General features: G+C 52.8%; 22 protein-coding genes and 1 pseudogene. 19 read left to right on the top strand and 4 right to left on the bottom strand.

Annotated elements, in window-relative coordinates; all coding sequences use genetic code 11:
- The first annotated feature begins 112 nt into the window (after positions 1 to 112).
- The 16 genes and pseudogenes from PEL01S_RS21445 to PEL01S_RS21370 all read left to right on the top strand — a co-directional run bounded on the left by PEL01S_RS21445 (position 113) and on the right by PEL01S_RS21370 (position 13,305).
- On the top strand, positions 113 to 481 hold the full coding sequence (locus PEL01S_RS21445; protein WP_063186043.1) for a winged helix-turn-helix transcriptional regulator: 369 nt from the start codon (positions 113 to 115) through the stop codon (positions 479 to 481).
- A complete protein-coding gene (locus PEL01S_RS21440) occupies positions 468 to 887 on the top strand; it encodes a ribosomal maturation YjgA family protein (RefSeq protein ID WP_127461762.1) in 420 nt (139 codons plus the stop codon). The genes PEL01S_RS21445 and PEL01S_RS21440 overlap by 14 nt, the downstream gene beginning before the upstream one ends.
- A 105-nt stretch (positions 888 to 992) precedes the next feature.
- On the top strand, positions 993 to 1,391 hold the full coding sequence (locus PEL01S_RS21435) for an SRPBCC family protein (RefSeq protein WP_127461761.1): 399 nt from the start codon (positions 993 to 995) through the stop codon (positions 1,389 to 1,391).
- Between the two features lie 482 nt (positions 1,392 to 1,873).
- Complete coding sequence (locus tag PEL01S_RS21430) at positions 1,874 to 2,536, top strand: HAD family hydrolase (RefSeq protein WP_204343484.1); 663 nt, start codon at positions 1,874 to 1,876, stop codon at positions 2,534 to 2,536.
- 48 nt (positions 2,537 to 2,584) lie between these two features.
- Entirely contained in the window at positions 2,585 to 3,793 is a 1,209-nt protein-coding gene (locus PEL01S_RS21425) for an MFS transporter (RefSeq protein ID WP_127461760.1), read from the top strand.
- A gap of 122 nt (positions 3,794 to 3,915) precedes the next feature.
- Positions 3,916 to 5,154 carry an aspartate aminotransferase family protein gene (locus PEL01S_RS21420; protein WP_127461759.1) on the top strand — a complete coding sequence of 413 codons (1,239 nt, stop codon included), beginning with the start codon at positions 3,916 to 3,918 and terminating at the stop codon, positions 5,152 to 5,154.
- A 24-nt stretch (positions 5,155 to 5,178) separates the two neighbouring features.
- The gene (locus PEL01S_RS21415; RefSeq protein WP_108531864.1) at positions 5,179 to 6,219 is read left to right on the top strand and encodes a zinc-dependent alcohol dehydrogenase; all 1,041 of its coding nucleotides are present in this window, start codon (positions 5,179 to 5,181) and stop codon (positions 6,217 to 6,219) included.
- A gap of 267 nt (positions 6,220 to 6,486) precedes the next feature.
- A complete protein-coding gene (locus tag PEL01S_RS35335) occupies positions 6,487 to 7,461 on the top strand; it encodes a hypothetical protein (protein ID WP_164824303.1) in 975 nt (324 codons plus the stop codon).
- Between the two features lie 20 nt (positions 7,462 to 7,481).
- Positions 7,482 to 8,078: a DUF3238 domain-containing protein gene (locus tag PEL01S_RS21405; protein WP_127461758.1), complete on the top strand. Its 597-nt coding sequence runs from the start codon at positions 7,482 to 7,484 to the stop codon at positions 8,076 to 8,078.
- Positions 8,079 to 8,200: 122 nt separating this feature from the next.
- Positions 8,201 to 9,334 carry a C45 family autoproteolytic acyltransferase/hydrolase gene (locus PEL01S_RS21400; RefSeq protein ID WP_127461757.1) on the top strand — a complete coding sequence of 378 codons (1,134 nt, stop codon included), beginning with the start codon at positions 8,201 to 8,203 and terminating at the stop codon, positions 9,332 to 9,334.
- A 63-nt stretch (positions 9,335 to 9,397) separates the two neighbouring features.
- Positions 9,398 to 9,922: a GrpB family protein gene (locus tag PEL01S_RS21395; protein ID WP_127461756.1), complete on the top strand. Its 525-nt coding sequence runs from the start codon at positions 9,398 to 9,400 to the stop codon at positions 9,920 to 9,922.
- On the top strand, positions 9,879 to 10,568 hold the full coding sequence (locus tag PEL01S_RS21390; RefSeq protein WP_255320146.1) for an HAD family hydrolase: 690 nt from the start codon (positions 9,879 to 9,881) through the stop codon (positions 10,566 to 10,568). Before PEL01S_RS21395 ends, PEL01S_RS21390 begins: the two co-directional genes overlap by 44 nt.
- The gene (locus tag PEL01S_RS21385) at positions 10,553 to 11,032 is read left to right on the top strand and encodes a GNAT family N-acetyltransferase (RefSeq protein ID WP_127461754.1); all 480 of its coding nucleotides are present in this window, start codon (positions 10,553 to 10,555) and stop codon (positions 11,030 to 11,032) included. The genes PEL01S_RS21390 and PEL01S_RS21385 overlap by 16 nt, the downstream gene beginning before the upstream one ends.
- Before the next feature lie 237 nt (positions 11,033 to 11,269).
- Positions 11,270 to 11,883 (top strand): annotated as a pseudogene (yqeK, locus tag PEL01S_RS21380) (bis(5'-nucleosyl)-tetraphosphatase (symmetrical) YqeK).
- A 103-nt stretch (positions 11,884 to 11,986) separates the two neighbouring features.
- Positions 11,987 to 12,574 (top strand): TetR/AcrR family transcriptional regulator, encoded by a 588-nt coding sequence (locus tag PEL01S_RS21375; RefSeq protein WP_127461753.1) that lies wholly within the window; start codon positions 11,987 to 11,989, stop codon positions 12,572 to 12,574.
- Between the two features lie 23 nt (positions 12,575 to 12,597).
- The gene (locus tag PEL01S_RS21370; protein WP_127461752.1) at positions 12,598 to 13,305 is read left to right on the top strand and encodes a DUF1361 domain-containing protein; all 708 of its coding nucleotides are present in this window, start codon (positions 12,598 to 12,600) and stop codon (positions 13,303 to 13,305) included.
- Positions 13,306 to 13,395: 90 nt separating this feature from the next.
- Here the strand turns inward: PEL01S_RS21370 and PEL01S_RS21365 are convergent, their stop codons facing one another.
- The 3 genes from PEL01S_RS21365 to PEL01S_RS21355 form a co-directional block, all read right to left on the bottom strand.
- Complete coding sequence (locus PEL01S_RS21365) at positions 13,396 to 14,103, bottom strand: DUF1266 domain-containing protein (RefSeq protein ID WP_239551226.1); 708 nt, start codon at positions 14,101 to 14,103, stop codon at positions 13,396 to 13,398.
- Complete coding sequence (locus tag PEL01S_RS21360; RefSeq protein ID WP_127461751.1) at positions 14,087 to 16,675, bottom strand: tetratricopeptide repeat protein; 2,589 nt, start codon at positions 16,673 to 16,675, stop codon at positions 14,087 to 14,089. Before PEL01S_RS21360 ends, PEL01S_RS21365 begins: the two co-directional genes overlap by 17 nt.
- Positions 16,676 to 16,822: 147 nt before the next feature.
- Positions 16,823 to 17,926, bottom strand: a complete 1,104-nt coding sequence (locus PEL01S_RS21355) for a UDP-N-acetylmuramoyl-tripeptide--D-alanyl-D-alanine ligase (protein WP_127461750.1) — start codon at positions 17,924 to 17,926, stop codon at positions 16,823 to 16,825.
- A 168-nt stretch (positions 17,927 to 18,094) separates the two neighbouring features.
- On the opposite strand from PEL01S_RS21355, the gene PEL01S_RS21350 reads away from it, so the two are divergent.
- Entirely contained in the window at positions 18,095 to 19,243 is a 1,149-nt protein-coding gene (locus PEL01S_RS21350; RefSeq protein ID WP_127461749.1) for a pyridoxal phosphate-dependent aminotransferase, read from the top strand.
- Complete coding sequence (locus tag PEL01S_RS21345; protein ID WP_127461748.1) at positions 19,240 to 20,199, top strand: 2-hydroxyacid dehydrogenase; 960 nt, start codon at positions 19,240 to 19,242, stop codon at positions 20,197 to 20,199. The genes PEL01S_RS21350 and PEL01S_RS21345 overlap by 4 nt, the downstream gene beginning before the upstream one ends.
- Before the next feature lie 142 nt (positions 20,200 to 20,341).
- Here the strand turns inward: PEL01S_RS21345 and PEL01S_RS21340 are convergent, their stop codons facing one another.
- The gene (locus tag PEL01S_RS21340; protein ID WP_174806985.1) at positions 20,342 to 20,674 is read right to left on the bottom strand and encodes a low molecular weight protein tyrosine phosphatase family protein; all 333 of its coding nucleotides are present in this window, start codon (positions 20,672 to 20,674) and stop codon (positions 20,342 to 20,344) included.
- 157 nt (positions 20,675 to 20,831) lie between these two features.
- Between PEL01S_RS21340 and PEL01S_RS21335 the strand changes: the two genes are divergently transcribed.
- On the top strand, positions 20,832 to 21,605 hold the full coding sequence (locus PEL01S_RS21335) for a DeoR/GlpR family DNA-binding transcription regulator (RefSeq protein ID WP_127461746.1): 774 nt from the start codon (positions 20,832 to 20,834) through the stop codon (positions 21,603 to 21,605).
- Positions 21,606 to 21,771 lie beyond the last annotated feature (166 nt).

Here is a 21,771-nt window from a genome sequence, read left to right as displayed (position 1 = left end):
TATCAAATATTGTGTGAAGTACGCACTTCAAAGTGCAGTAGATACTTCCGGGTTCTGTGGTATCTTTTTTATACTGAATCATATAACCTTGGGAAGTCGGGGGAGTGTTACCTTGAAGAAATATCGCATTGGTGTGGAGGTCACGCTGGAGGTTATCGGGGGAAAGTGGAAAAGTATCATTTTGTACCATTTGACGACCGGCAAAAAGCGAACGAACGAGCTGAGGAAATTAATTCCCGCCATCACCCAAAAAGTGCTGACGCAGCAGCTTCGCGAGCTCGAAAAGGATGGCATCGTCCACCGAACCGTTTACTATGAAATTCCGCCTAAAGTGGAGTATGAGCTTACCGAATACGGCTTGAGCTTGAAAACGGTGCTGGACAGCTTCTGTCTGTGGGGAGAAAATCATTTGGACAAAGTGTACGGAGACAGATCGGCCGTCTTGGAGTGCTGGCCGGACGAAACTTATGAGCATATTTAACGACAGCACCGCGCGGCGATGGAGAGCCAGGGTCGCCTATATCGCGGCCGTTTTCGCCGCCATGGCTTTGGGGTTAGGGACCAGAGCGTTCGCTGACCGGCTGCCTGCGTTTGTGGCAGAGCATTTTGGCGATGCCTTGTGGGCCTGCATGATCTACTTCGGCTTTCGCGCCTGCTTTGCGCATAAGAAGATCTCATTCGCGTTGTGGTGCAGCCTCGCGTTTTGCTTTGCGATCGAGTTCAGCCAGCTGTATCAGGCTGATTGGATCAATCAGATCCGGGACACAACCCTTGGGTCGTTGGTATTGGGAAAAGGCTTTTTGACAGCGGACCTCGTGCGGTACAGCGCGGGAATTGCCGTCTCTTCCCTGCTCGACGTTGCTTGGTCTTGGCGCAAGCGCACTTGATTTTGGCAGATGTCCGAATTATTCAATCTTTTGGCTGCCCGATGATTTATAATACAGGTATAGCTTGTTTAAGCTTAGACGCCAACCGAAAGGAGAACGCGATACATGACCGTGCTGCCTTCCAAAACCTTAAGCATTTCCATTGAGCGCCGGCCCGAAGAGGTGTACGCTTATGTGACGAACCCGGTGAATTTTCCGGAATGGGTAACGTCCTTTGTGAAATCGATCCGGAGATCGGGCGAGGAATGGATCGTCGAAACGACGGACGCTCCGATCACGCTCAAGTTTGTGGACAATAACGATTACGGCGTGGCGGATCATTGGGTAACCGTTGCCACCGGACAAACAATCCTGAATCCGATGCGGGTCGTCCCCAACGGCTCCGGCTGCGAAGTGGTCTTCACGGCGTACCGGCAGTCCGGGGTGTCGGAGGAAAGCTTCGCGAACGACACGGCGATGATCGAGAGTGACTTGCGGACATTAAAGCGAATCATGGAAAAGTAATTTATTCGAACGGGAAATAACCGCGAATCGATGGTACGATGCATCGAGGAGCGGTTTCTTTTGTTGTTTGTCAGGCATAGGGTTGAGCATGGTCGCATGATGATCTTGTGTGTATTAATTTGCAATAAAATACCCATTTAATTACATAAATTACTATGGTTTATATTGAATTTGAAAAAATAGGGATCTATACTTTAGTCTATAATATATTGATTGTATACTAATTTGAACTAAAAAACTTAAGGGCTATGCTTCTTAGAACATTTTCTTTTATGTTTTTAAGAACAACCCCGTTTCTCTGATAGAGGGAACGGGGTTGTTCTTTTTTTAACAGCTGTGCTTGTTTGTTTATGACAAGGACAGCTTAGTTGTATAACCGGGAGGAGAGATAATGCTTATTCAAAAAAGAAGAGTCTGGAAGAGGAGTGGAGACAAACGTGAGAGTAGCGGTATTTGGCCAAATGTTGACTGGAGGCGGAGATATGATGCGAAACAGGGAGCTTAAAGCAGTCATTTTCGATATGGACGGTGTCCTCATTGACAGCGAGCCGATTCATTTTCTGGTGGAACAGAAGCTGTTCCGCCAATTCGGGCTTCGCATAACGGAAGAAGAGCAGCATGCGTATGTGGGCGTACCGATGAGGGAAATGTGGAAGCTCATCCGCACCCGGCATTCGTTGACCCTTTCTGAAGAGCAATTGCTCGCCGGTCATAAAGAGCAACTTATCGCCGAGTTCTCCACCGCAGAGCCGTTCGAAGCCATGGAAGGACTGCGTGAATTGTTGAGTGAAATCAAGAATCGGGGGTTAAAAACGGCCGTTGCATCGTCTTCTCCGCGTCAATTGATCGAAACTGTGTTGGCAAGATTGCGGCTTACGCCGATGTTTGATGTCATCGTTAGCGGGGAAGAGGTGAAGCAGGGCAAGCCGTCGCCGGATATTTTCATCGAGGCGGCAAGCCTGCTCCAAGCGACTGCGGGCGAATGCATCGTTATTGAAGATTCCTGCAATGGGGTAAGAGCCGCAAAGTCGGCCGGCATGGAATGCATCGGATTTTACAATCCCAATTCGGGGAATCAGGATTTATCGGGAGCGGATCGGGTCATCCGGCATTTTTCCGAGATCACCGGGGGAGAATTGCAGTAAGCATGAAACATGATGGTCGGTCAACAGATCACAAAGGAAGGTGACACGATGAAGCGTCTCTTTGTATTAAGCTGCTTGTTCTACCTGCTGATCGGTATCACCAGCGTTATGACAGGTCCGCTGCTCCCGGAAATGCTCCCCTACTACGAGCGCGGTTACGGCGATGGAGGGACGCTGCTTTTTCTGCAATTCGCCGGATTTTTGGTCGGTGTCCTTGCCTCGCCGGGGTGGGCGGCCCGAATCGGCAAGCACCGGCTGCTTTCCGTTGCGCTGATCAGCATCGCCGTTCCCTATGCCGTCATGGGCTTTCTTCCCGGCTGGCTATGGATGATGCTCTTAACGTTGCTTGTCGGGTTCGGTTCGGGAATCATCGAATCAACCATCGGGGCGTTTACGATCGAATTCGCCGAACAGAACAAGGCCATTGCCATGACCCAATTGGACGTTTATTTCGGTGTCGGGGCTTTGTTGATGCCCGCTGCGATCAGCCTGTTGATTGCAGCCGGATGGTGGCCGTATGCCTTTCTGACGGCTTCGGCCTTTACCTTCGTGCTGCTGGCGCTGTGGATGACTTTGCCCGGCCGAAGCTCCGAACGGCTGCGCAGTCCGAATGCCGCCATGGCAAACAGCGCCTCGGTCAAGAAGCGTTATACCGGCGGACAGTTTAGGCCGCTTGCGGCCTTTGTCGTCTTCTTCTTTGTGTATATGGGTCTGGAACTGGGCCTTATGAATTTTTTGCCCTCGATCCTGGTGGAGACGATGCAAATTGGCAATTCTACCGCATCGCTCGGGGTTACATCGTTTTGGATCGCCATGGTGGTCGGACGCTTGTTTGCCGGCAAAGTGGCGGAGAGGATGAGCTATGTGCCTTTCTTGCTGTGGAGCGCCATCGGGACGCTCGTTTTTATTACAGCTCTGACGATGACGACCCATCCTGTCGGCGTTCTGGCGCTCATCCTCGGCATCGGTTTAGCCATGTCGGGCTTGTTCTCCATTGCGCTCGTGCATGCAAATATTCTGATCCCCGGGATGACGGAGAGAACGACGAGCATTCTCATCGCTTCCGGGGGGATAGGCGGCTCGGTGCTGCAATGGTTTATCGGCTGGAGCATGGCTCGTTGGTCCGCCGGATCGACCTTGTGGCTGCTCATGGGCTTTACGTTGATCCTGCTTTTGTCCGTCGTGCTGTCTTTCCAATGGAAGAAAGCCTCACAAGGCAGCCCCTCGTTGCAAGCCGGCAACCGGTTTATGGAATGAGGTGCTGCAGAACGGAGAGGGGGTGATGCCAGTTCCACTGCTGCTATGACATCCAAGAACGATAGGAGAATGCGAACCCGGAAACACAGGCTGAACACATCATCTTATGGGAGGTAGTAATGATGACAATCGCAACCCAAGCGAGGTTTAAGTACGGAGAGGGAATTACGTTGGTGAACGAGTCGGGCGAAGCCTATTTGGACGGCGTTTCCGGAACCTTCAATCTTTCGCTTGGCTACAATCATCCGGTCGTGGTTGCAAAAGTGCAGGAGCAGATCGGGCAGTTATCCCATATGTCATCTTCCTTTACGGAGCCTTACGTCAGCGAGGTGCTGGACCGTCTGCTGGATATGGCGCCAGCCGGAATCGACACGGGCTGGATGAGGGATATTACCGGCTCCACGGCCAACGAGTGCGCGGTGAAAATCGCCCAAAAATCTACGGAATCCACCGATGTCGTCAGCCTGTTCCTGTCCCATCACGGACAGACGCAATTCGCCACCGGAATATCCGGCAACGCCTTCCGGCGGAAAGGGTTCCCGAATTCGACGGCATCCAACCACCTTCACGTTCCCGCTCCATACTGCTACAGATGTCATTACAAATCGTCTTATCCGGGCTGCGGCTTCCAGTGCGTAGAAGCGATCGCCGATCATATCCAATACGGCAGTTCCGGCTCCGTCGCCTGCATGATCGTGGAGCCGATTCTAGGCAACGGGGGAAATATCGTGCCTCCGCCGGGCTATTTTCAGCAGCTTCGCAAGCTCTGCGACGAATACGGCATGGTGCTGATCGCCGACGAAGTGCAGACGGGGATCGGCCGAACCGGCTATATGTTCGCCAGCGAGCTGTTCGATATTCAACCGGATATCATCACGCTCGCCAAAGGGTTGGGCGGAATCGGTGTCCCGGTCGCCGCCGTTCTGATGAAATCCCGGCTCAACGTACTGGAAAAGCATGAGCATTCCTTTACTTCCGGCAGCAACCTGATCTCGCTGGCGGCCGCCCAATCTACGCTGGATGTCGTGGCGCAGCCGGAATTTCTGGATGATGTGAAGCTGAAAGGCGAAATTCTGGGAAGCTTGTTGAACGAGCTGCCCTCCAAGCATAAAAGCATCGGCGACGTGCGCGGTGTCGGTTTAATGTGGGGCATTGAAATCGTCGACGAAGACGGCGCCCCCGACGTGCGAAAAGCCAATGCCATTATCGATGCCGCTTTTTCCGATCAGCGCTTGATTCTTCGCGGTTCCCGATACGGTTACGGCAATGTCGTGAAGGTAAGACCGGCGCTTGTCGCCACCGATGACGAAATTGCGGAGATTGTCGAAAGATTGGACGCTGTTTTGCAAAAGGTTGGATAAAAATCAGGAAAGCGAGGCCGGAACATGCTCTCTCTCGTCTATCGATCCGCTTGGGACGTTGTTTTGGAGGAAAGACCCGTCCCCGATCGACTCAAAGATAATCAAGTGCTCGTCCGGATTCGGGCAACCGGAATTTGCGGGACCGATCTGGGCATTATTAGCGGAAAATACCACGCCAAGCCTTCGACCATTCTCGGTCACGAATCCGCCGGCGAAGTGGTACGGGTCGGCCCAGACGTCACCGCGCTTCGGCCCGGGGACCGGGTCGTGATTGATCCGACGTATTATTGCGGACAATGCGCGATGTGCAGAACAGGCAGGCAAAATCACTGCGTCCGCAAAGGCGAAACGGAAACCGGCGTAAGCAGCGACGGCACGTTCACAGACTACTATGTCACGGAGGACCGCTTCTTGTACAAGCTTGCCGACCATGTTAGCTACGAGGAAGCGACGATGACCGAGCCGTTAAGCTGCATGCTGACGGGCATCGATCAAATGCGGCTGCTGCCCAATTTCCGCGCGGTTATCCTCGGCGCCGGCCCGATCGGCATGCTGTACAGCTATGCTTTGGCGTCCAAAGGCGTGAGCGGAAGCATCGTCGAAATATCGGAGCACCGGCTGCAGATCGCCACATCAATCGCGCCCGAGCGCTGGAACGTCTACCCTTCGATGGAGGACGCTTTGACGGCGATGTCCCCGGACAATCGGCAGGTCGACATCATTGTCGACACGACCGGTATCATGGCCACGCAGGCCATATCCGCATTGGCCCACGGGGGATATTTGATGCTGGTCGGTCTGCGGGACGGCGAATCGACCTTCAATCCGAAGGAAATTGTAGACCGCAGCCTGAAAATTATCGGCTCCATCGATTCGCTCGGCACGTTCGCCACCGCACATTACATGATTGAACGAAAGGTCGTTCCGGTGGGCAAGCTGATCACGCACCGTTTTCCTTTAACGGAATATCAAGAAGCTTTCCGTGCTCTAGGGTGCGATCTGCAGAAACGGGCGCTGACTTCCAGTTCCACGGCGGTCAAAGTTATTCTTCATTCGGGGGCGTAACGCGATTCTTCGCGCGCCGGTCATTTGCCACACGGGAAAGCTCTTCGGCCAAGGTTGAAGAGTTTTCTTTTTTTGGAAAGAACGACGGACCGCTTCTCGTCCGTAGGCATACGACTGAACATTGGAGAGAAGCACGAGTGGGCGGGATGGAGGAAAACTCGTTTTAATTGACAGGTTCGTTAAGCGAATAGGCAGGAAAACGGAATCATAAGGAGAAACTTTCCATATGAATAAATACATTGTTGAAAAGGAACAGTGGTGAACGAAATGACTTCAGTAGGTTTAACCTTCGGGATTTACCCGCTCGGCGTAGCCGGTACGCCGACTGGCTTGGCTATCGGCCCCGAAGACGACTACGGCAAGATCACAGAAGCACTTCATCAGCTTCGGGGAGATTCGAAGACGTTAACTCCAAGAGCTTACCTCGTTTATACAAGGTCCGATGCCGAGGCTGGCTTGTTCTCTTTTGCCGATCGGCTTTTTCATTCCGGCTTGTTAGGGGATCTGGTCATCGGATGGATTCAGACGGCAGACATTGTGATTGACAAATGGCTTGGATTCATTCGCGAAATCGTCAGAAAATACGGCCCCTATCTGTCGTCCCTCCAAATTACAAATGAACCGAATTTATTGTTTATGGAAGGCTCGAAGTCTTACACGCGCCAAGCTTTAGTTCAAGGGGTCATCGCAGCAAAGCAGCAAGCCCGTAAATGCGGCTATCCGATAAAAATCGGGTTCGGGTCCGTTCCTGAGAGTCCCGCATCGGTGCCGCATTTCTGGGAAGGATTTGCTGAGCTCAAGGATAATACTTTTGTAAACTCCGTCGATTTTGTCGGTCATAATTTTTATGTGGACGTATTTGAGGAGCCGCTCGAATTAACCGAAATTACGGCTTCGGTTGAACGGATACTCCATAACTTGAGAAAGAACCTGGCTGCCGCAGGCATCCCCGACTCCGTACCGATCCGAGTTACCGAGAACGGGTGGCCTACGGGGGAGAACCCTTTTACCCGGACGGAAAGAACTTATGACCAACAGGCCGTTGTTCTTGAAACTCTAATTCGCACAGTCTATCGATTACGCGAGGAGTTCCGTATTACACACTACGAGCTATTCGGGCTGCGTGACGCGGATAGCTCGAAGCCGGATCTGTTCCATCAATTCGGGATCATGCGGGATGATTATTCTCCGAAATTGGCTTTCTCTGTAGTTCAACGGTTGATACAGGAGCTTGGTAATTAAATAGGCGAGGTGTTTATAATATGGCAGATTTAATTAAAATTAGAGGCAGTGTGTTTATCGGTGGGATGCTCTATCTGCCCCCGATTCAAGATCCGTCTACAGGCATGATCTACGAATATCAGGCGGATGCCAGGGAATTCACTCCGCACGCGGTAAATACCGGGCGCTGCCGTGTGGAGCAGGAAGTCGTCATCGACTTCGTGAAGCAACGAATCACATCTTTTGCCAATACGGGTGTCACCGTGCTCAAATTAACAGCGCCGGACGGTTCCGTCGAATTCAAACAAGGAAAAGCGTCTACAGACGGTATTCGCGTTGTAGACGAAGTATGGAACGGGGATACGGTATCGTTAACCATGCGAGCGAGCGCAAGCAATCCGCTTCGTCTGGATGCGCCGACGGTAGACTACTTTTTACAGATTACTGCGTATAAGGATGGCGCCGTGCAGGTGAAGGGCAGCCATGACGGTTTTCCTTGCTTTGAGTTCTATAAACAAGTGGATTTTGGAGATTTTCAACTCCTGTATGCCCATGACTTTCGGAAGACGGGTGATACACCGGCCGCAATGGCTGGGGAGATGGAATATCATTTTGAAAAACACTCCAATCACTCCTGACAAGATGAGGCCAATAGGTATTCTTCTATATCGATAATCCAATAGACCTAATTTTTTTAATATGTTAGGATGACGACGAATATAGAAGACATCTTGACCAGTAAGGGGAGAGATTGGAGAATATGGGAAATAGCGAAAACAAAGAACCGATGATATTTGATATCCATGTGGCTGAAGGAAGCCATTATGAGGTGGGTAAACAGCGGGCCATTACTTTAAAAGAGAACTACCCGGAGGATATCGCTTATTATATCAGCCCCATGGAAGGACAGGATTATATATCAGCAGCAACGGCTCACAAGAGAATGATGTTGATTGACAAAATAAGTCCCGGCTTTGTGGATGAAGTACAAGGGTTTGCTGATGAAGTAGGTACAGAGCCGGAAAAAATGATATGCTATGCGAACTCCTATCACAACTCCCAGCATTGCTGTCAATTTGCAGTGATTCCTTCAAACACGAGCGATGGACATTTTTATGTCGGAAGGAGCTATGAATATTTTGTAAGAGATGAAAGAAGCTTATGCATCACCCGCGTAACGGGAAAACCAAAACATATTGGTTTTTCGCTGCAAAATGCGGGGAGGATGGATGGGATAAATGAATATGGACTCGTCGTTTCCATGTCCAGTACTGCCTACTTGAAGCCTCTCGCTGGGGATGGATGCGAGTTCTGGGTTGCCATTCGTGCCATTTTGGACCGTTGTAAAGATGTTTATGAAGCCCAGTGTCTGCTTGAAGAAATACCGTTATGTACGAACGCAAATTTTCTGGTAGCGGATGCTGCCAATCATGCTTCTGTATTCGAGGTGGCGAGCTTCTCATCAGACAAAAAAAGAATGTCTGTGCGGAAACCGTTTGGTGGTTTATTGGTCGCCACAAATCATTATGTGAGTCACGAAATGAAAGAGTTCGATGAACCTCACTTTTGGCATTCCGAAATGCGTTATTCTTCCGTGTGGAATTCGTTATTGCGGGATGCGCCTAATATCAATGACGACAAGATGAGGAAGCTAATGTCCACTCCATATCCATATGGTCCGTGCTGCCATTTTTATTCCAGTGGAATGGGTACGCTTAGAAGTATGATATTTGATGTATCGGAAAAGAAAGTAAAGGTTAGCTTTGGTCCGCCAGATCTGAATCCATGGTATGAAGTTGATATGGACGCCCCAATCGGGCTTAGAGAAATCGTATGCAAATATGATAATGTAGAAATAGAAGATCCGGAACAATTTTGGAGAGAAATGGATTGATGGATTACTGCGGAGTCGGTACCGGGGATACGGAAAAGGTCGGTTATTAGTAGGAGGTGTATTATGCAGGTTAGACTGAGTGAATTTAATTGGGCTAAGCTTTTTAATGATGAAGCTGAATTTTTAAAAACCATATTTAAGGATGAAATCGTACGCTTTGAGCATTTTGGAAGCACCTCGGTCTCCGGATTAAAAGCGAAGCCGGTCATCGACATGATGTGTATTGTAAAAGACATTCATAACGTTGATTTGTTTAACGATCAAATGCATTCCCTCGGCTATGACGTGGCTGGGGAGTGGGGCATCCCCGGAAGAAGATTATTCCGAAAAGGCGGAGAAAACCGGACGCATCATATTCATTTTTATCAAACGGATAACCCCCAAATTGAACGTCATTTAATATTTAGAGATTATTTGAGAGCTCATCCTGAAGAGGTTGCGAGATACAGCCGGTTTAAGGAAGAATTAGCTCAACGGTTCGAAAACACAAGCGAATATAGCCCGGCAAAGAAAGCATTTGTGCGGGAAATGGAGCAGCGTGCGCTTGCATGGTTTGAACGGGAAGCGGGGAACTTCGATGCGCGATGACCGCAAATGCAAAGGTATTATTTTCGATATGGACAATACGCTGCTGCAATCCCGCATCGATTTTGCGGCGATGAAGGAAGACATCTTCCGCCACTTGGTCGGGCACGGCATGTTGACGGAGCGGTTCCCGCTCTATGAGCATACGACATCCACCATGCTCGAACACGCCAAGCAAGCGGGTATGGATCACACTTTATACCTCTCCTGTCTGAATATTGCGGAAAAGCATGAGGTGCGCGGGATGGAAGGCGCGGGGCTGGAAAAAGGCGTGCCGGAGCTGATCGAATCGTTGCACGGCAAGTTCGTATTGGTCGTGGTCACGAACAATTCGCTGTCCGCCGCCCTGAAGGCGCTCGAAGTAACGGGAATCAAGTCTTATTTCGACCCCATTATCGGCAGAGAGCAGATGGAGGCGCTGAAGCCGTCCCCTTCCGGATTTATCTATGCCTTGAATCAATTCCCCGCCATCGCGGCGGACGAATGGATATCGGTGGGTGATTCATGGATCGACGGTGCAGCATCGGCCGGAGCCGGCATTCCGTTTATCAGCTATAGGACAAGCCTAGAGGCGATGATGGATAAAGGGGTTAGGCCGATCGCGAGAATCGACCATATTTCGGAGGTTCGGAAATGGATATACGGATGAACATTATGCTGAGCGTGGCAGAAGTGACCGAAGAGACGCAGGAGCAGGCAAGACGGATCGTTTGCGCAGGGCTGGAGGAAAGGCTCGGGGAATTGGACCCGTCCTACAACAAGGACCTGGACGATATCGTGAGTTGGTATGCCGGTCAGGGGCATCTCTTCTTGACGGGAGCGCTTGAGGGGCAAATGGTCTGTACGGGAGCGCTTATCCGAGAGGGGCGCGACGTCGGGAGAATTGCCAGAATGTCCGTATGGAAGCCGTACCGGAGAAGAGGCATCGCGCGCTGCATGCTGCAGGAGCTGGAGCGGAGGGCGAGGCACATGGGCTATGCGAAGCTCGTGCTGGAAACGACGGCGTCATGGCTTGACGCCATTCAATTTTATAAAGCCAACGGCTTCGTGGAAGTTCAAAGAGACGAAGAGGAAGTGCATCTGGAAAAAGTTTTATCGCATCGTGCGCGCTAACGATAGTAAACCAATGGAGAAATGGCAAAAGCACGCAAGCCTGGAAGATGTGAAAATAGGTTGAATCATAAAGTGCGGGGTGCGGGCAGGTGTCCCGCACTTTTTGCGTAAGCTTTATATTCGCGGGACAAGCGGTTACAATGGAAGAGGCTTTATTAGAAGCGGGACTCGGAGTGGTTATCCGGTCGGCGGGTGTCCGGTATGAAGCAAGAGGCAACAGCGAACGGAGGATGAAGCATGCACCCTATTTTGGCTGAACACACGAAACCGTTTCCCCGGACGAATCGACTTCGGGACGATATCCGGAGCTTTCTAAGCGTGAACGGATGCGAGAAGACGGCGGAGCACTGTATGGACGTCGGGACGGAGGCGCGGCGTATCGCGCTGCGGTTCGGAGCCGATCCCGAGGCGGCAGAGACGTCCGGCTGGCTGCACGACATCAGCGCGGTCATCCCGAACGGGGATCGAATTGCGGTGTCGCGGGAGCTTGGCATCGAGGTGCTGCCGGAGGAAGAAGCGTTCCCGATAATTGTTCATCAGAAGCTGTCGGTGGTGATGGCACAGCAGCTATTTGGCGTAACCGATACGGTAATCCTCGATGCGGTCGGCTGCCACACGACTTTGCGGCGGGCTCCACCTTGCTCGATAAAGTGCTGTTCGTCGCGGATAAAGTCGCATGGGATCAACCCGGCACACCGCCGTATATCCGCGAGCTGCAGGAGCAATTGAACCGTTCCCTGATTCATGGGGCGTTCGCTTACATCAATTACTTGTGGGAGCGAAAGCAGACCTTGAAGGTCGTGCATCCGTGGCTGAAGGAAGCCTATGAAGAGCTTCGGCACCGGGTATAGAAACGCTGCGATTTGACGGTGAAGCATGACTGGGACATAATACGAGATAAGGCTTTTCAATCATGCAATACCTTACTTTATTGACATAAGGAGTTCGGGCGGAATGGCGCGAAACAAAGGAGCCAAAGGGCAAGAAAGCCGGGCGAGATTGCTGGCTGCGGCGGCGGAGCAGTTTGCCGGACTTGGCTTTTACGAGACGAAAATCAGCTCGATTGTCGCTCAGGCCGGGCTGACCCAGCCGTCGTTTTACCTTTATTTTGAAAGCAAGGAAGCGGTGTTCGAGGAACTGGTCGGCCACTTTCGGTCCCGGCTGCAGGAGCTTGTCACGTCGAGCCGCCTGGAATCGGGGCTGCAGCCGGGTGAAGTGAACGCGCGGGTGCTCGGCGTGCTGGAGACGCTTTTTCGGTTTTTTACGGAAGACCCGCACTTGACGCGCATCGGGTTGTTCCAAGCACCGGAGGCCGGAAGCATTAAAGCGGAGCTGGCCGCTCTGATTCGCGACAACCTGCTCGAAGAGCAGCGGTCCGGCTACTTTCGTTCAACCCTCGATATGGACGTCGTAGCGCAGTGCTTCGTAGGTACGCTTGAGCGCCTGACCTTTGCGTATTTGTCCGAAGGCACGGGGAGACCGGAGCAACTGGCCGCCCAGGTGGTCGAGCTGTTCATGCGCGGCATGCTGCCCGAAGAGTAAAATGGAATGTGAAGGAGTGCCGGATGAAAAAGCTGCATTCTGGAAAGTTTATCCTCTCCATGGGACTGTTGTCCTTGATTTGTACTGCGCTTTACTATGCGTTCCGGGATAAGACATATTTCGATTTCCTCTTGTGGAATTTGTTCCTGGCCTGGATTCCGCTGCTGCTTGCCGTGGCCGCAGCGGAGCTCGGAAAGCGGCTGGCTGCCGGCGGGGTTCGTTCCGCCGTCGTTGCCGTTTTGGGAGCGGCTTGGCTGCTGTTTTTTCCGAATGCGCCCTATATCGTTACGGATCTTATCCATTTAACGCTTCAGAAAGCTTGGTATGTCGAGGCCGGCCGGTGGACGTTTCGCTACTGGTATGATTTTCTGGTGATGCTGCTGATCTCGTGGAACGGATTTTTATTAGGATTCGGCTCCGCCTATTTGATACAGTATCAGGTCATGAGAAGGTTCGGGGGCGCCGTTTCGTGGCTGTTTGTGGTTGCGGTGTCCATGCTGGGGGGCTACGGGATCTTGCTCGGACGCGAATACCGGCTGAACAGTTGGGATGCGCTGACCGACGCGAAAGCGCTCTTGAGCCTCATCGGAGAAAGCTTGAACGGGCAGTCCGTGCCGTTCTGCTTGTTGTTCGGCGTGATTATTCTGATCGTTCATGGAACGTTCTATGTTGTGATGAATGGGGGCTGGCATGCGGAAGACCGCAACTCCCCATCGATCTACCGCTTATGATACCGGCTTGCTGCGGCAAGGCGGTTTTTGGTTTTCGCGGCGAAGAAGCCGGACAGTGGCGTCCGGCCTTGGCTCGCGGATTGAAATTCGTTATGCTAATTGGCTTGCCGGCAGCCCGGCAGCCTCTTCAAGCGGCATATCCCACTCCAGCCGGTTCCACAGGCTGTCGGTACTCAGGAGCAGGTTGCGGATATAGCCCGCCATTTCCTGCGCGCTTGCCGTCGTGGGCTGCGCCCGCCAAAATTGCCTTCCGGCCAAATAGCCGGTTCCGTATTCGCGCCAGCCGGTATACGCTTGTTGAGCAACACTAATCATCGGCTTCACAAGCTCCAGCGATGTTTCCATGGAAATGTAGCCCATGAAGGCGCCTGTTCGGATCAAATACGCGTATCTGCCGAAATCCCAAGCCGCGATCCCCGCAGCCGGGAGCCGGTTCATATACGCTTTTACAATTTGATGCTCTCTGTGCCGGTTCGTCGATTTCGGAATCGATTCGATATATTTCGTTTGTTCGGCTTCAGACAATGCGGACAGAAAGCACCGAATCTTATGGAACGACTTGCGATGCCCCTCTTCGGCCAGCCATTGAAGATTCCTCCTCAAATCGTCCTTGGTCTCGATCCCCCAGTCCCGTTGAAGAGACTGCTTATGCATTTCGATATGTTTTGGGGTGGCTTCCCATTCGTAGTCGTTTCCGGGATCGAGCCCGTTCATTTCGTATAATACGGCGCTTAACGCGACGCACCATCGTTCAGTCCGTTTGGAGGCGCTGTGACCGTCCCTATTCATCTTCTTCATCCCCATCCTCATCTTCATCCAGCATAAAATGCAGGGCATGCACGTCGCTCACATCCTGATGCTTCAGGAAAAGCGTCTCCGGAATATGGAGGGGAGGCTTCGTTTGGATACCGAAGAGTCCCCGTAGCGACTTTTTATCCGTCGAACCTAGAAGCCGGTCATAAAATAACCGATACTCCTCGTTATCCGGTTCTTCCTGACAAGCCTGCATGGCGTAGGACAACGCTTCCGCCATCCGTTCCTGCTTGATGTGCGCCATGCTTAAGTAGATGCTGGCACTTGTTCGCTCTCCAAGCTCATGCGCGCGTGTCAAGCTCTCGATGCTTTCTGCATAGTTTCCCTCATGGTAATAAGCCACCCCGGAATACAGCCAGATCAACGAATCGTAGGCAGGATCGTCGCTGCAATGCACAAAATAATTGTGCACCAAATTGGGGACATCGCCCCATGATTTCGTGTTGACGATAAATTTGAGACGTTCGAGCTGCACCCATGTATCGTTCGGCCAGCCGTCGGCAAGCCGGCGGATAAAGGAAGCTATCTGCTTGTATGTTTCCGGGTCCCCTTCCTTCAAAAGGTAATACAGGGCCAATTGGGTCGGGTAATAATCGTCCTCAAACAATTCCGCCGCCCTGAAATAAATTTCCTTCGCCCTGGACTCCTCGCCCATAGCACGGAAAATATCGCCCTCGATCATATAGCCGCTTGAATCGTCGGGAAAAGCCCGTTTATATTTGCGAATCGCCTGAAGAGCGGCTTTGTAATCGCGATTCCGAAAAGAGGCGCCGGCCACATAATAGTAAGAACGCTCGTCGTCGCTCCAAGACATTTCGGTTTCAAAGCAGTCAATCGCCTCGGGATATTGACCCAGACGCAGATGACACATCCCTTTCCGGAACCACGCTTCGTCAAAATCAAATTCATGCTCCACCACCACAGCATGGTCGTCGAGTGCTTCCCGGTTGTTGTTCAAATGGTAATGACAGAGGCCTCGGATGGAATAAAAATACCAGTTGGACGGATCGACGGAAATCGCGCGGTCGGCGAACCCGATTGCTTCGTGCCGCTGCTTGTCCTTCAGACAAGCGTTCGCCAAATGGCCGAGAACCATGGCGTCATACTCGTTCATCCGCAGCGCGGCAGACAGGTCGCGGACCGCAAGCTTCGTGTTCTCCGCTTCCAGGTAAGCCACGCCCCGATAAACGAGGATTTCGTAGCCGTTGACGCCTTCCTTCTGCGCTGCGGTCCATGCTTTCCCGAATAGCTCGAAGGCTTTGTTCTTCGATCCCTGCTTGAATAAGGCGCGCGCCCAGAGCAAATACATGTCGGAGTTCAGCGCGGTCAGACCCTGAATGTTGTCAAACAACTTGCAGCAGGGGGCAAACTGTTCCAAATCAAAATAAATTTGGGCTAGTGCCAATTGCAGCTCGGCCCGTTCCGGCGAAAAGATCAATTCCGTGCGTATTTTGCCGGCAAGCTGCTTGTTCACATCCATCAGCTGGATACGCGAATCGAGGTCGTACGGGTACTGCGCGATGATGAGCTCCAGCAGCGACTTGGCTTCGGCCAACCGGTCGTAGGCTGCGTAACAGCGTGCCAGACCGCTGAGGGCCTGCAAATCTTCAGGCGTGTGCGACAAAATATGCTGGTAATCGGAGAACGCCTGTCGTAGATTCCCTGCTTCCAGCGATAGGGCGGCACGGTGGATAAATCCGTCCAGATCCACGGGATGGAGTTCGATCAAGCGGTTGTAAGCCTGAAGCGCATGCTCTGAGTCGCCTGTGCGAACGTAATACTGGCCGGTCAATCGGAGCAGGTCCGGATCATCCGCAAACAAGTCGCGGGCTGCGGCCAGGTACGGCCTGGCAGACGCCAGATTGTTGTGCATCAGCGCATGCTGGGCGGCGTCCCGGTATCCGATAAACGCGTCATAATCAATCGTTTCCGGAATAAATTCGTAGCGCAGCTCCCAGGGCTTGGTGACTTCCATCAACAAATAATCGACGAACTTCTCCGGGTAACGTTTGTATAGTTCCCTTTCCTGGCTTGTCCAACAGAAATGCTCGTTCAGCAGGGCCCAAACCGGATTGGGCAGGTGGCAATGCTCGCCCAGAAACGTTAACAGCCGTTCGTGCAAAGCGGCTTTTACATTCGTATTCCATAGCTCTTCTTGAGCAAACAGCTCTCTCCATAAGCTTACATCGATCCGCGTCGGCAGTTTGGCATATAAAGCTTCGATCTGCTTCATCGTCTCTTCGACAAACGAATCGGAGGGGGAGGGGACTGCCGGATCGCAATCAACCCATGAAGCGGGTTCGCGATCCGATGCGTCGGGTCGAACCGGTTGGTCATGTGGATCGCTCGCCGGCCCCGCGGAGTTGGAGCGCACCGGCTGCTGCGCTTCCTTGAGATATTTCGCTTCATTCAACGCTTGTTCATACGCTTCCCGCAAGCATTGGAAGCCGTCCGGATCGTCTTTGGGATGGTAGAGCTTTAGCTTCGTGGCATAGGCGCGTTTAATGGCGCTGACTTCAAGCGTAGGAGAAATGCCTAGTAATTCCCAAATGTTCATTTCAGAGTCCTTGACCTTTCCTTGATGTCGAGAAAACTTTTCCAAATGTTTCAATTTTTAATCTATTATAATATCGGCGCTCCTTTAAAAAAATTTAGATTTTTTTACAAAAAAAGTGTTCAGGGCCCGGGATTTTCCGGATCTTCCTTAGGACCGCTTGCGGGACAAGCTGCGTTTCAGGAAGGAAACGGTCTTCTCCAGCTTTAATAAATGGGTGCCCTTGACCAGGATCGCGGTGTCCGGCTTGATCGTCCCGGCAATCGCCCGCTCAAGCTGCGGTCTGGATGCGAAGCTGCGGATGCGGGTTGCGGGGAAGCCCGCTTTTCTTGCGCCCGCCGCGATGTGCCGCGCGAGATTTCCGACTGTGTAGAGCCGGGTGAGTCTTTTTCGGGCAGCATATTTTCCAACCTCGTCGTGACCTCGGACGGCGTATTTTCCCATGTCCTTCATATAGCCGATGATGGCGATTTTGTGCTTTCGGCTTACCGAAGCGAGCGTGTCGAGCGCGGCCTTGGTCGCATCGGGATTGGAGCTGAACGTATCATCGATTAAGGTGATTCGCCCCGGCAGCTCCGTTCGGACCAAGCGGCGGTACGGAATCGGATATTTCGCCAGCCCCTTGCGGATTTCGGCAGCCGTGAATCCCATGCTGTGCGTAATGGCGATCGCATTCAGCGCATTGTACACGTTATGAACCCCGAGACAAGGAATGAAAAATCGCTCGTCTTTCCCGTTCAGCCGAACCCGGAAGGCCACCCCCCGGCCCAAAAACCGGATGCCGCGCGCCTTGTAATGGGCTTTGTTGCGGATGCCGACCTTTAGCAGCCTTCCTTGAAATCCTTTGACGGACAGCAGCCTCGAATTTGCGTTATCCGCATTCAGGACGAGCGTTCCGGTCTTCCGCATGTGCCGAATCAGCTCCGATTTCGCGGACGCGATGCCTTGGACCCGGTGTCCGACATTGCCGATATGCGCCGTTCCGACATTGGTAATCACACCGTAGCTTGGTTTGAGCAAGCGGCAATGCTCGCGAATATGCCCTTTGCGAAGCATCCCGAATTCAAGCACGGCCGCGCGGTGCCCGGCGCGAAGCTGCTTGGCGTGCTTTCGAGTGTTTGGCGGCAAATTCCAGTTCGACGGCGATTTAAAAATAGTCCATCGTCCCCGCAGGATGGACGCGATCATTTCTTTCGTGGTCGTTTTTCCCGCGCTGCCTGTCACGGCGATGACGGGAATGTTCCGAGTCGGCATGATAATCCCACCTTTTCACAGCGAATCTACGCTTTAGTCTACGCAGGGCGTAAGCGGATGGAGTGGGTATATGGGGAAAAATGGGCATTTGTACGAGTCCGGCGGCAAGGATCACCCATATGGTGTAGGGTGACTGACTCTTGATTCTGCGAGTGGAGCGTGAGACGAGTGAAATCATTGATGCGGATGCCGAATCTGACGCGTTATGAATCGATCGGCATCAATCAGCTGTTTAACGTAGCCGACGGCCATGCCCATCAGCCGCAAACCGATACGCAGCGACAAATTATCGGGCGGCTGCCCGACTTGTTCAATCAGGCGGAAGCGGCGAGGCAGGCCGAGCTGGAGGACGAATTCCGCCGGCTGTTCTACACCTTGGCCGGACAGCCGACCGCTGCCGGTCTTACCCGGACGCTGTTCTGTTACTCGGCTTCGTTGTCAACCGATTTGATCGCTACCTTTTTGGCTTCGCGGGGGTTGACGACCGCGCTGCTGCATCCTTGCTTCGACAATCTGGCGACGCTGCTGCAAAGAAGAAACGTAGCTTTGACGCCGCTGCATGAGGAGGAGCTCAGGCTCGACCGGATGGAAGAGACGTTCGCAGGGCTTGCGGCGGATGCGGTGTTCGTTACGCTTCCCAACAATCCGACGGGCTTCGAGCTGTCGCGGGAAGAATGGGAGAAGCTTGTTGCGCTGTGCGGTCATTACGGCAAGCTGCTTATCGTTGATTGCACGTTCCGATTTTTTTCGAGAAAGCCTTTATGGGATCAGTACGAGCTGCTGGAGAGGTCGAATATCAGCTATTTGATGGTGGAGGATACGGGAAAGACATGGCCGACCCAAGATCTGAAATGCAGCATTCTGGCGATGAGCGAAGATTTGGCCGATGATGTGCTGGAGCTTCACAACGATATTTTGCTGAACGTTTCGCCGTTTATTTTGCAGCTGCTGATCGAATATTTGAAGGATACCGCGCGGAACGGATTGCAAACCGTCGTATGGGAAACGATTGACCGGAACCGCCGGACGCTCCGGGAAGCCATTCGCTCCTCCGGGCTGCTCTTGGACAATCCGGGTTCGACGATCAGCGTCGAATGGCTTCGCATAACCGACTCCAACGTTCGCAGCCTGGAAATGGTGGACCGACTGCAGCGGCTGGGGCTCGGGATTTTGCCGGGGGATCATTTCTACTGGCACGACCACGGACAGGGGGAGCGATACATCCGGATTGCGCTTGCCCGCTGCCCGGATATGTTCAATGAGGCCTGTGAAATTTTGCAATTGGCACTCATGACGGACAGGATGGATTCGGCATGAGAATCATTTATCTGGATCAACCGACCTACCTGCCGGACGAGTTTGTGCGGGAAATGAAGAAGCTTGGGGAGTTCGAAGTTTACTTTGACCGGCCTGACATAACGACCGCCATTCAGCGATTGTCTACGGCAGACATTGCGATCGTGGAGTGGACGCGGCTTCGGGAATTGGCGTTCGGGAAGCTGCTGAGGCTCAAACATATCGCCCTCGTCATGACAGGGTACGATCTGGTCGATATCGAGGCTGCAGGAGCCGCAGGAATTTCGGTGTCGAACTGCCCGACGTATTCGGCGCAGGCGGTAGCTGAGCATGTGTTTGCGCTCCTGCTCGCGGTGAATCGGCGTATCATTCAGGCCGACCGCCTTGTCCGGCAGGGGGAGAGCCATGTGTACGGCCCTTTCCTGGCAGGCGAATTGTCAGGCCGGACGTTAGGACTGATTGGCACGGGCCGCATCGGGCAGGCGGTGGCGCGGATCGCGCGGGGCTTCGGGATGCATGTGATTGGCGCGAACCGTTCCGGAAGGGCCGTCCCGGGGGTGGAGGCGGCGGATATCCGCGAGGTGATGCGGCGAAGCGACGTCGTTTCCCTGCATGTGCCGCTCCATGCCAGGACGAAAGGGATGATCACCTCGGAGCTGCTGTCGTCGATGAAAAGGACGGCCCTGTTCATCAACACGAGCCGGGGCGGTCTGGTGGATGAAGCTGCGCTGTTCGCCCTGCTTCGGGACGGGAAAATCGCCGGCGCGGGCCTTGACGACCTGGTGCAGGTTGCGGGCAACCCCTTATATAAGCTCGATAACGTTGTTTTTACGCCCGGCACGGCGTGGTATACGGACATCGCCCGGGAAGCCAATATGACGGAATTGCTGGATAACGTTCGAGGATATATAAGCGGAATGCCGCGGAATATCGTGAATGAGCATTTTCTGGCATCGAAGAGGCTGGCAAACGAGTAATCTCGTGATGCAATCCGGCGTCATGGCATACGGCAAGAATGCAAGCCTTAACCGGGTTGATCGTGCGCGTGTGCCGGATTGTGCCGCTTCGGCGGAAGCCTGCAAAGCCCGGGCCCTTTTTTCGCCCAAGCCGCTCCCGGGCTCAATTGTCCGGCAGTTCGATGTGCTCGGATACTCTGGATTTGAGCATTTCGATCAAGTCTTCGTCCATATATTTGTATTCGTCCGGGATGTCCAGACAAATGATCTTTTTGCTTGAGGCGGCATGCGGGAATTTTTGGCGAATCCTTGCCGCATGCTTTTTCTCCATTACAAAAATAAGTTCCGCCCACCCGATATGCCCTTCGGTCACCTTGATTCGGGCCTGTTCCTCCGTCCCTGCGGACCGGACGTCATATCCGTTACATCGGTGAAAGATTTTTTCGGCTGTCAGACTCCGCCACTTGTTTCTGCTGCATACGAATAATAGTTTTATCGGTTTCAACCTGCCTTTTCTGCTTGTCTTTTGAGGAGATGGTCCCCGTCTTACTATATCATATCGTTTGACATCCCCCCAGCGGCACGTTACCATAAGACAATAAACAACACAAACATTCAACAATAAACATAAATCAAAGAAGGGCGGGGCGGCGGTGTCATTAACGTTCGAGGAACGCAAAAAAACGATTATGGGGCAGCTGCTGCAGGACGAAAAAGTGCAGGTGCATGCGCTGGCCGAGCAGTTGAACGTGTCACCGGAAACGATCCGGCGGGATCTGGACAGGCTGGAGAAGGAAGGTCTGCTCAAAAAAGTGTACGGCGGGGCGGTCAAAGCCCGCATGGATAGCTGGGAGCCGCCGTTCATCCAGCGGGAGCAAATGAACAACGGCGCCAAGACGTCCATCGGCAAGCTGGCAGCTTCGCTGGTCAAAGAAGGCGAGACGATCATGATCGACAACGGAACGACGACGATGGAGATCGTCCGTCATTTGCAGAACCGGCCCGACGTGACCGTCGTGACCCATTCCGTGCCGGTGCTGCTGCTAGCGATGGAGCTGTTCAAGGGCCGGATTATTTTTGCTGGCGGGGCGGTCAACGTGAATCAGCAATCCGTCGGGGGAACGCTGACCGAAGCGATGCTGCAGCAGTTCAAGGTGCACAAAGCGTTCATTTCCGTCGGCGGCATCTCGCTCGTCGAAGGAATCACGGACTATGACTTGAACGAAGCGAGCGTCTCGCGCAAAATGATCGAGCGGGCCGAGGAATCGATCGTCTTGGCCGATCATTCGAAATTCGGCAAAACGACATTCGCCAACATTGCGGCGCTGCAGGACATTTCGATGATCATCACCGACAGGGAATGTCCGGCCGACTGGATTCATCAGCTGAGAGAGAAAGGCATCGAGATTTTTATGGCGGAGGACTAAACGTAAGATCGTGCGGAACCTAGAGCGAGCGGCCGGCTTGCTCTATTTTTATTACGGCAATTTGTTGAACCTGCGTTATGAATGCTTAAACTGCGTTATTTCAACATCGCGGGAAATCGTTTAGGCTTGAGCTATAGCGGGAACAACTTATTTTGATAGCGCTTAC

This window comes from Paenibacillus elgii NBRC 100335 (genome assembly GCF_004000865.1).
GTDB classification, from domain to species: Bacteria; Bacillota; Bacilli; order Paenibacillales; family NBRC-103111; genus Paenibacillus_G; species Paenibacillus_G elgii.
This window is presented reverse-complemented; position numbering and strand designations above follow the sequence as displayed.

Coding starts and splice junctions, on each gene's coding strand:
- PEL01S_RS21440 (WP_127461762.1), top strand. CDS start 468: ATGAGCATATTTAACGACAGCACCGCGCGGCGATGGAGAGCCAGGGTC.
- PEL01S_RS21435 (WP_127461761.1), top strand. CDS start 993: ATGACCGTGCTGCCTTCCAAAACCTTAAGCATTTCCATTGAGCGCCGG.
- PEL01S_RS21430 (WP_204343484.1), top strand. CDS start 1,874: ATGATGCGAAACAGGGAGCTTAAAGCAGTCATTTTCGATATGGACGGT.
- PEL01S_RS21425 (WP_127461760.1), top strand. CDS start 2,585: ATGAAGCGTCTCTTTGTATTAAGCTGCTTGTTCTACCTGCTGATCGGT.
- PEL01S_RS21420 (WP_127461759.1), top strand. CDS start 3,916: ATGACAATCGCAACCCAAGCGAGGTTTAAGTACGGAGAGGGAATTACG.
- PEL01S_RS21415 (WP_108531864.1), top strand. CDS start 5,179: ATGCTCTCTCTCGTCTATCGATCCGCTTGGGACGTTGTTTTGGAGGAA.
- PEL01S_RS35335 (WP_164824303.1), top strand. CDS start 6,487: ATGACTTCAGTAGGTTTAACCTTCGGGATTTACCCGCTCGGCGTAGCC.
- PEL01S_RS21405 (WP_127461758.1), top strand. CDS start 7,482: ATGGCAGATTTAATTAAAATTAGAGGCAGTGTGTTTATCGGTGGGATG.
- PEL01S_RS21400 (WP_127461757.1), top strand. CDS start 8,201: ATGGGAAATAGCGAAAACAAAGAACCGATGATATTTGATATCCATGTG.
- PEL01S_RS21395 (WP_127461756.1), top strand. CDS start 9,398: ATGCAGGTTAGACTGAGTGAATTTAATTGGGCTAAGCTTTTTAATGAT.
- PEL01S_RS21385 (WP_127461754.1), top strand. CDS start 10,553: ATGGATATACGGATGAACATTATGCTGAGCGTGGCAGAAGTGACCGAA.
- PEL01S_RS21375 (WP_127461753.1), top strand. CDS start 11,987: ATGGCGCGAAACAAAGGAGCCAAAGGGCAAGAAAGCCGGGCGAGATTG.
- PEL01S_RS21370 (WP_127461752.1), top strand. CDS start 12,598: ATGAAAAAGCTGCATTCTGGAAAGTTTATCCTCTCCATGGGACTGTTG.
- PEL01S_RS21365 (WP_239551226.1), bottom strand. CDS start 14,103: ATGAAGAAGATGAATAGGGACGGTCACAGCGCCTCCAAACGGACTGAA.
- PEL01S_RS21360 (WP_127461751.1), bottom strand. CDS start 16,675: ATGAACATTTGGGAATTACTAGGCATTTCTCCTACGCTTGAAGTCAGC.
- PEL01S_RS21355 (WP_127461750.1), bottom strand. CDS start 17,926: ATGCCGACTCGGAACATTCCCGTCATCGCCGTGACAGGCAGCGCGGGA.
- PEL01S_RS21345 (WP_127461748.1), top strand. CDS start 19,240: ATGAGAATCATTTATCTGGATCAACCGACCTACCTGCCGGACGAGTTT.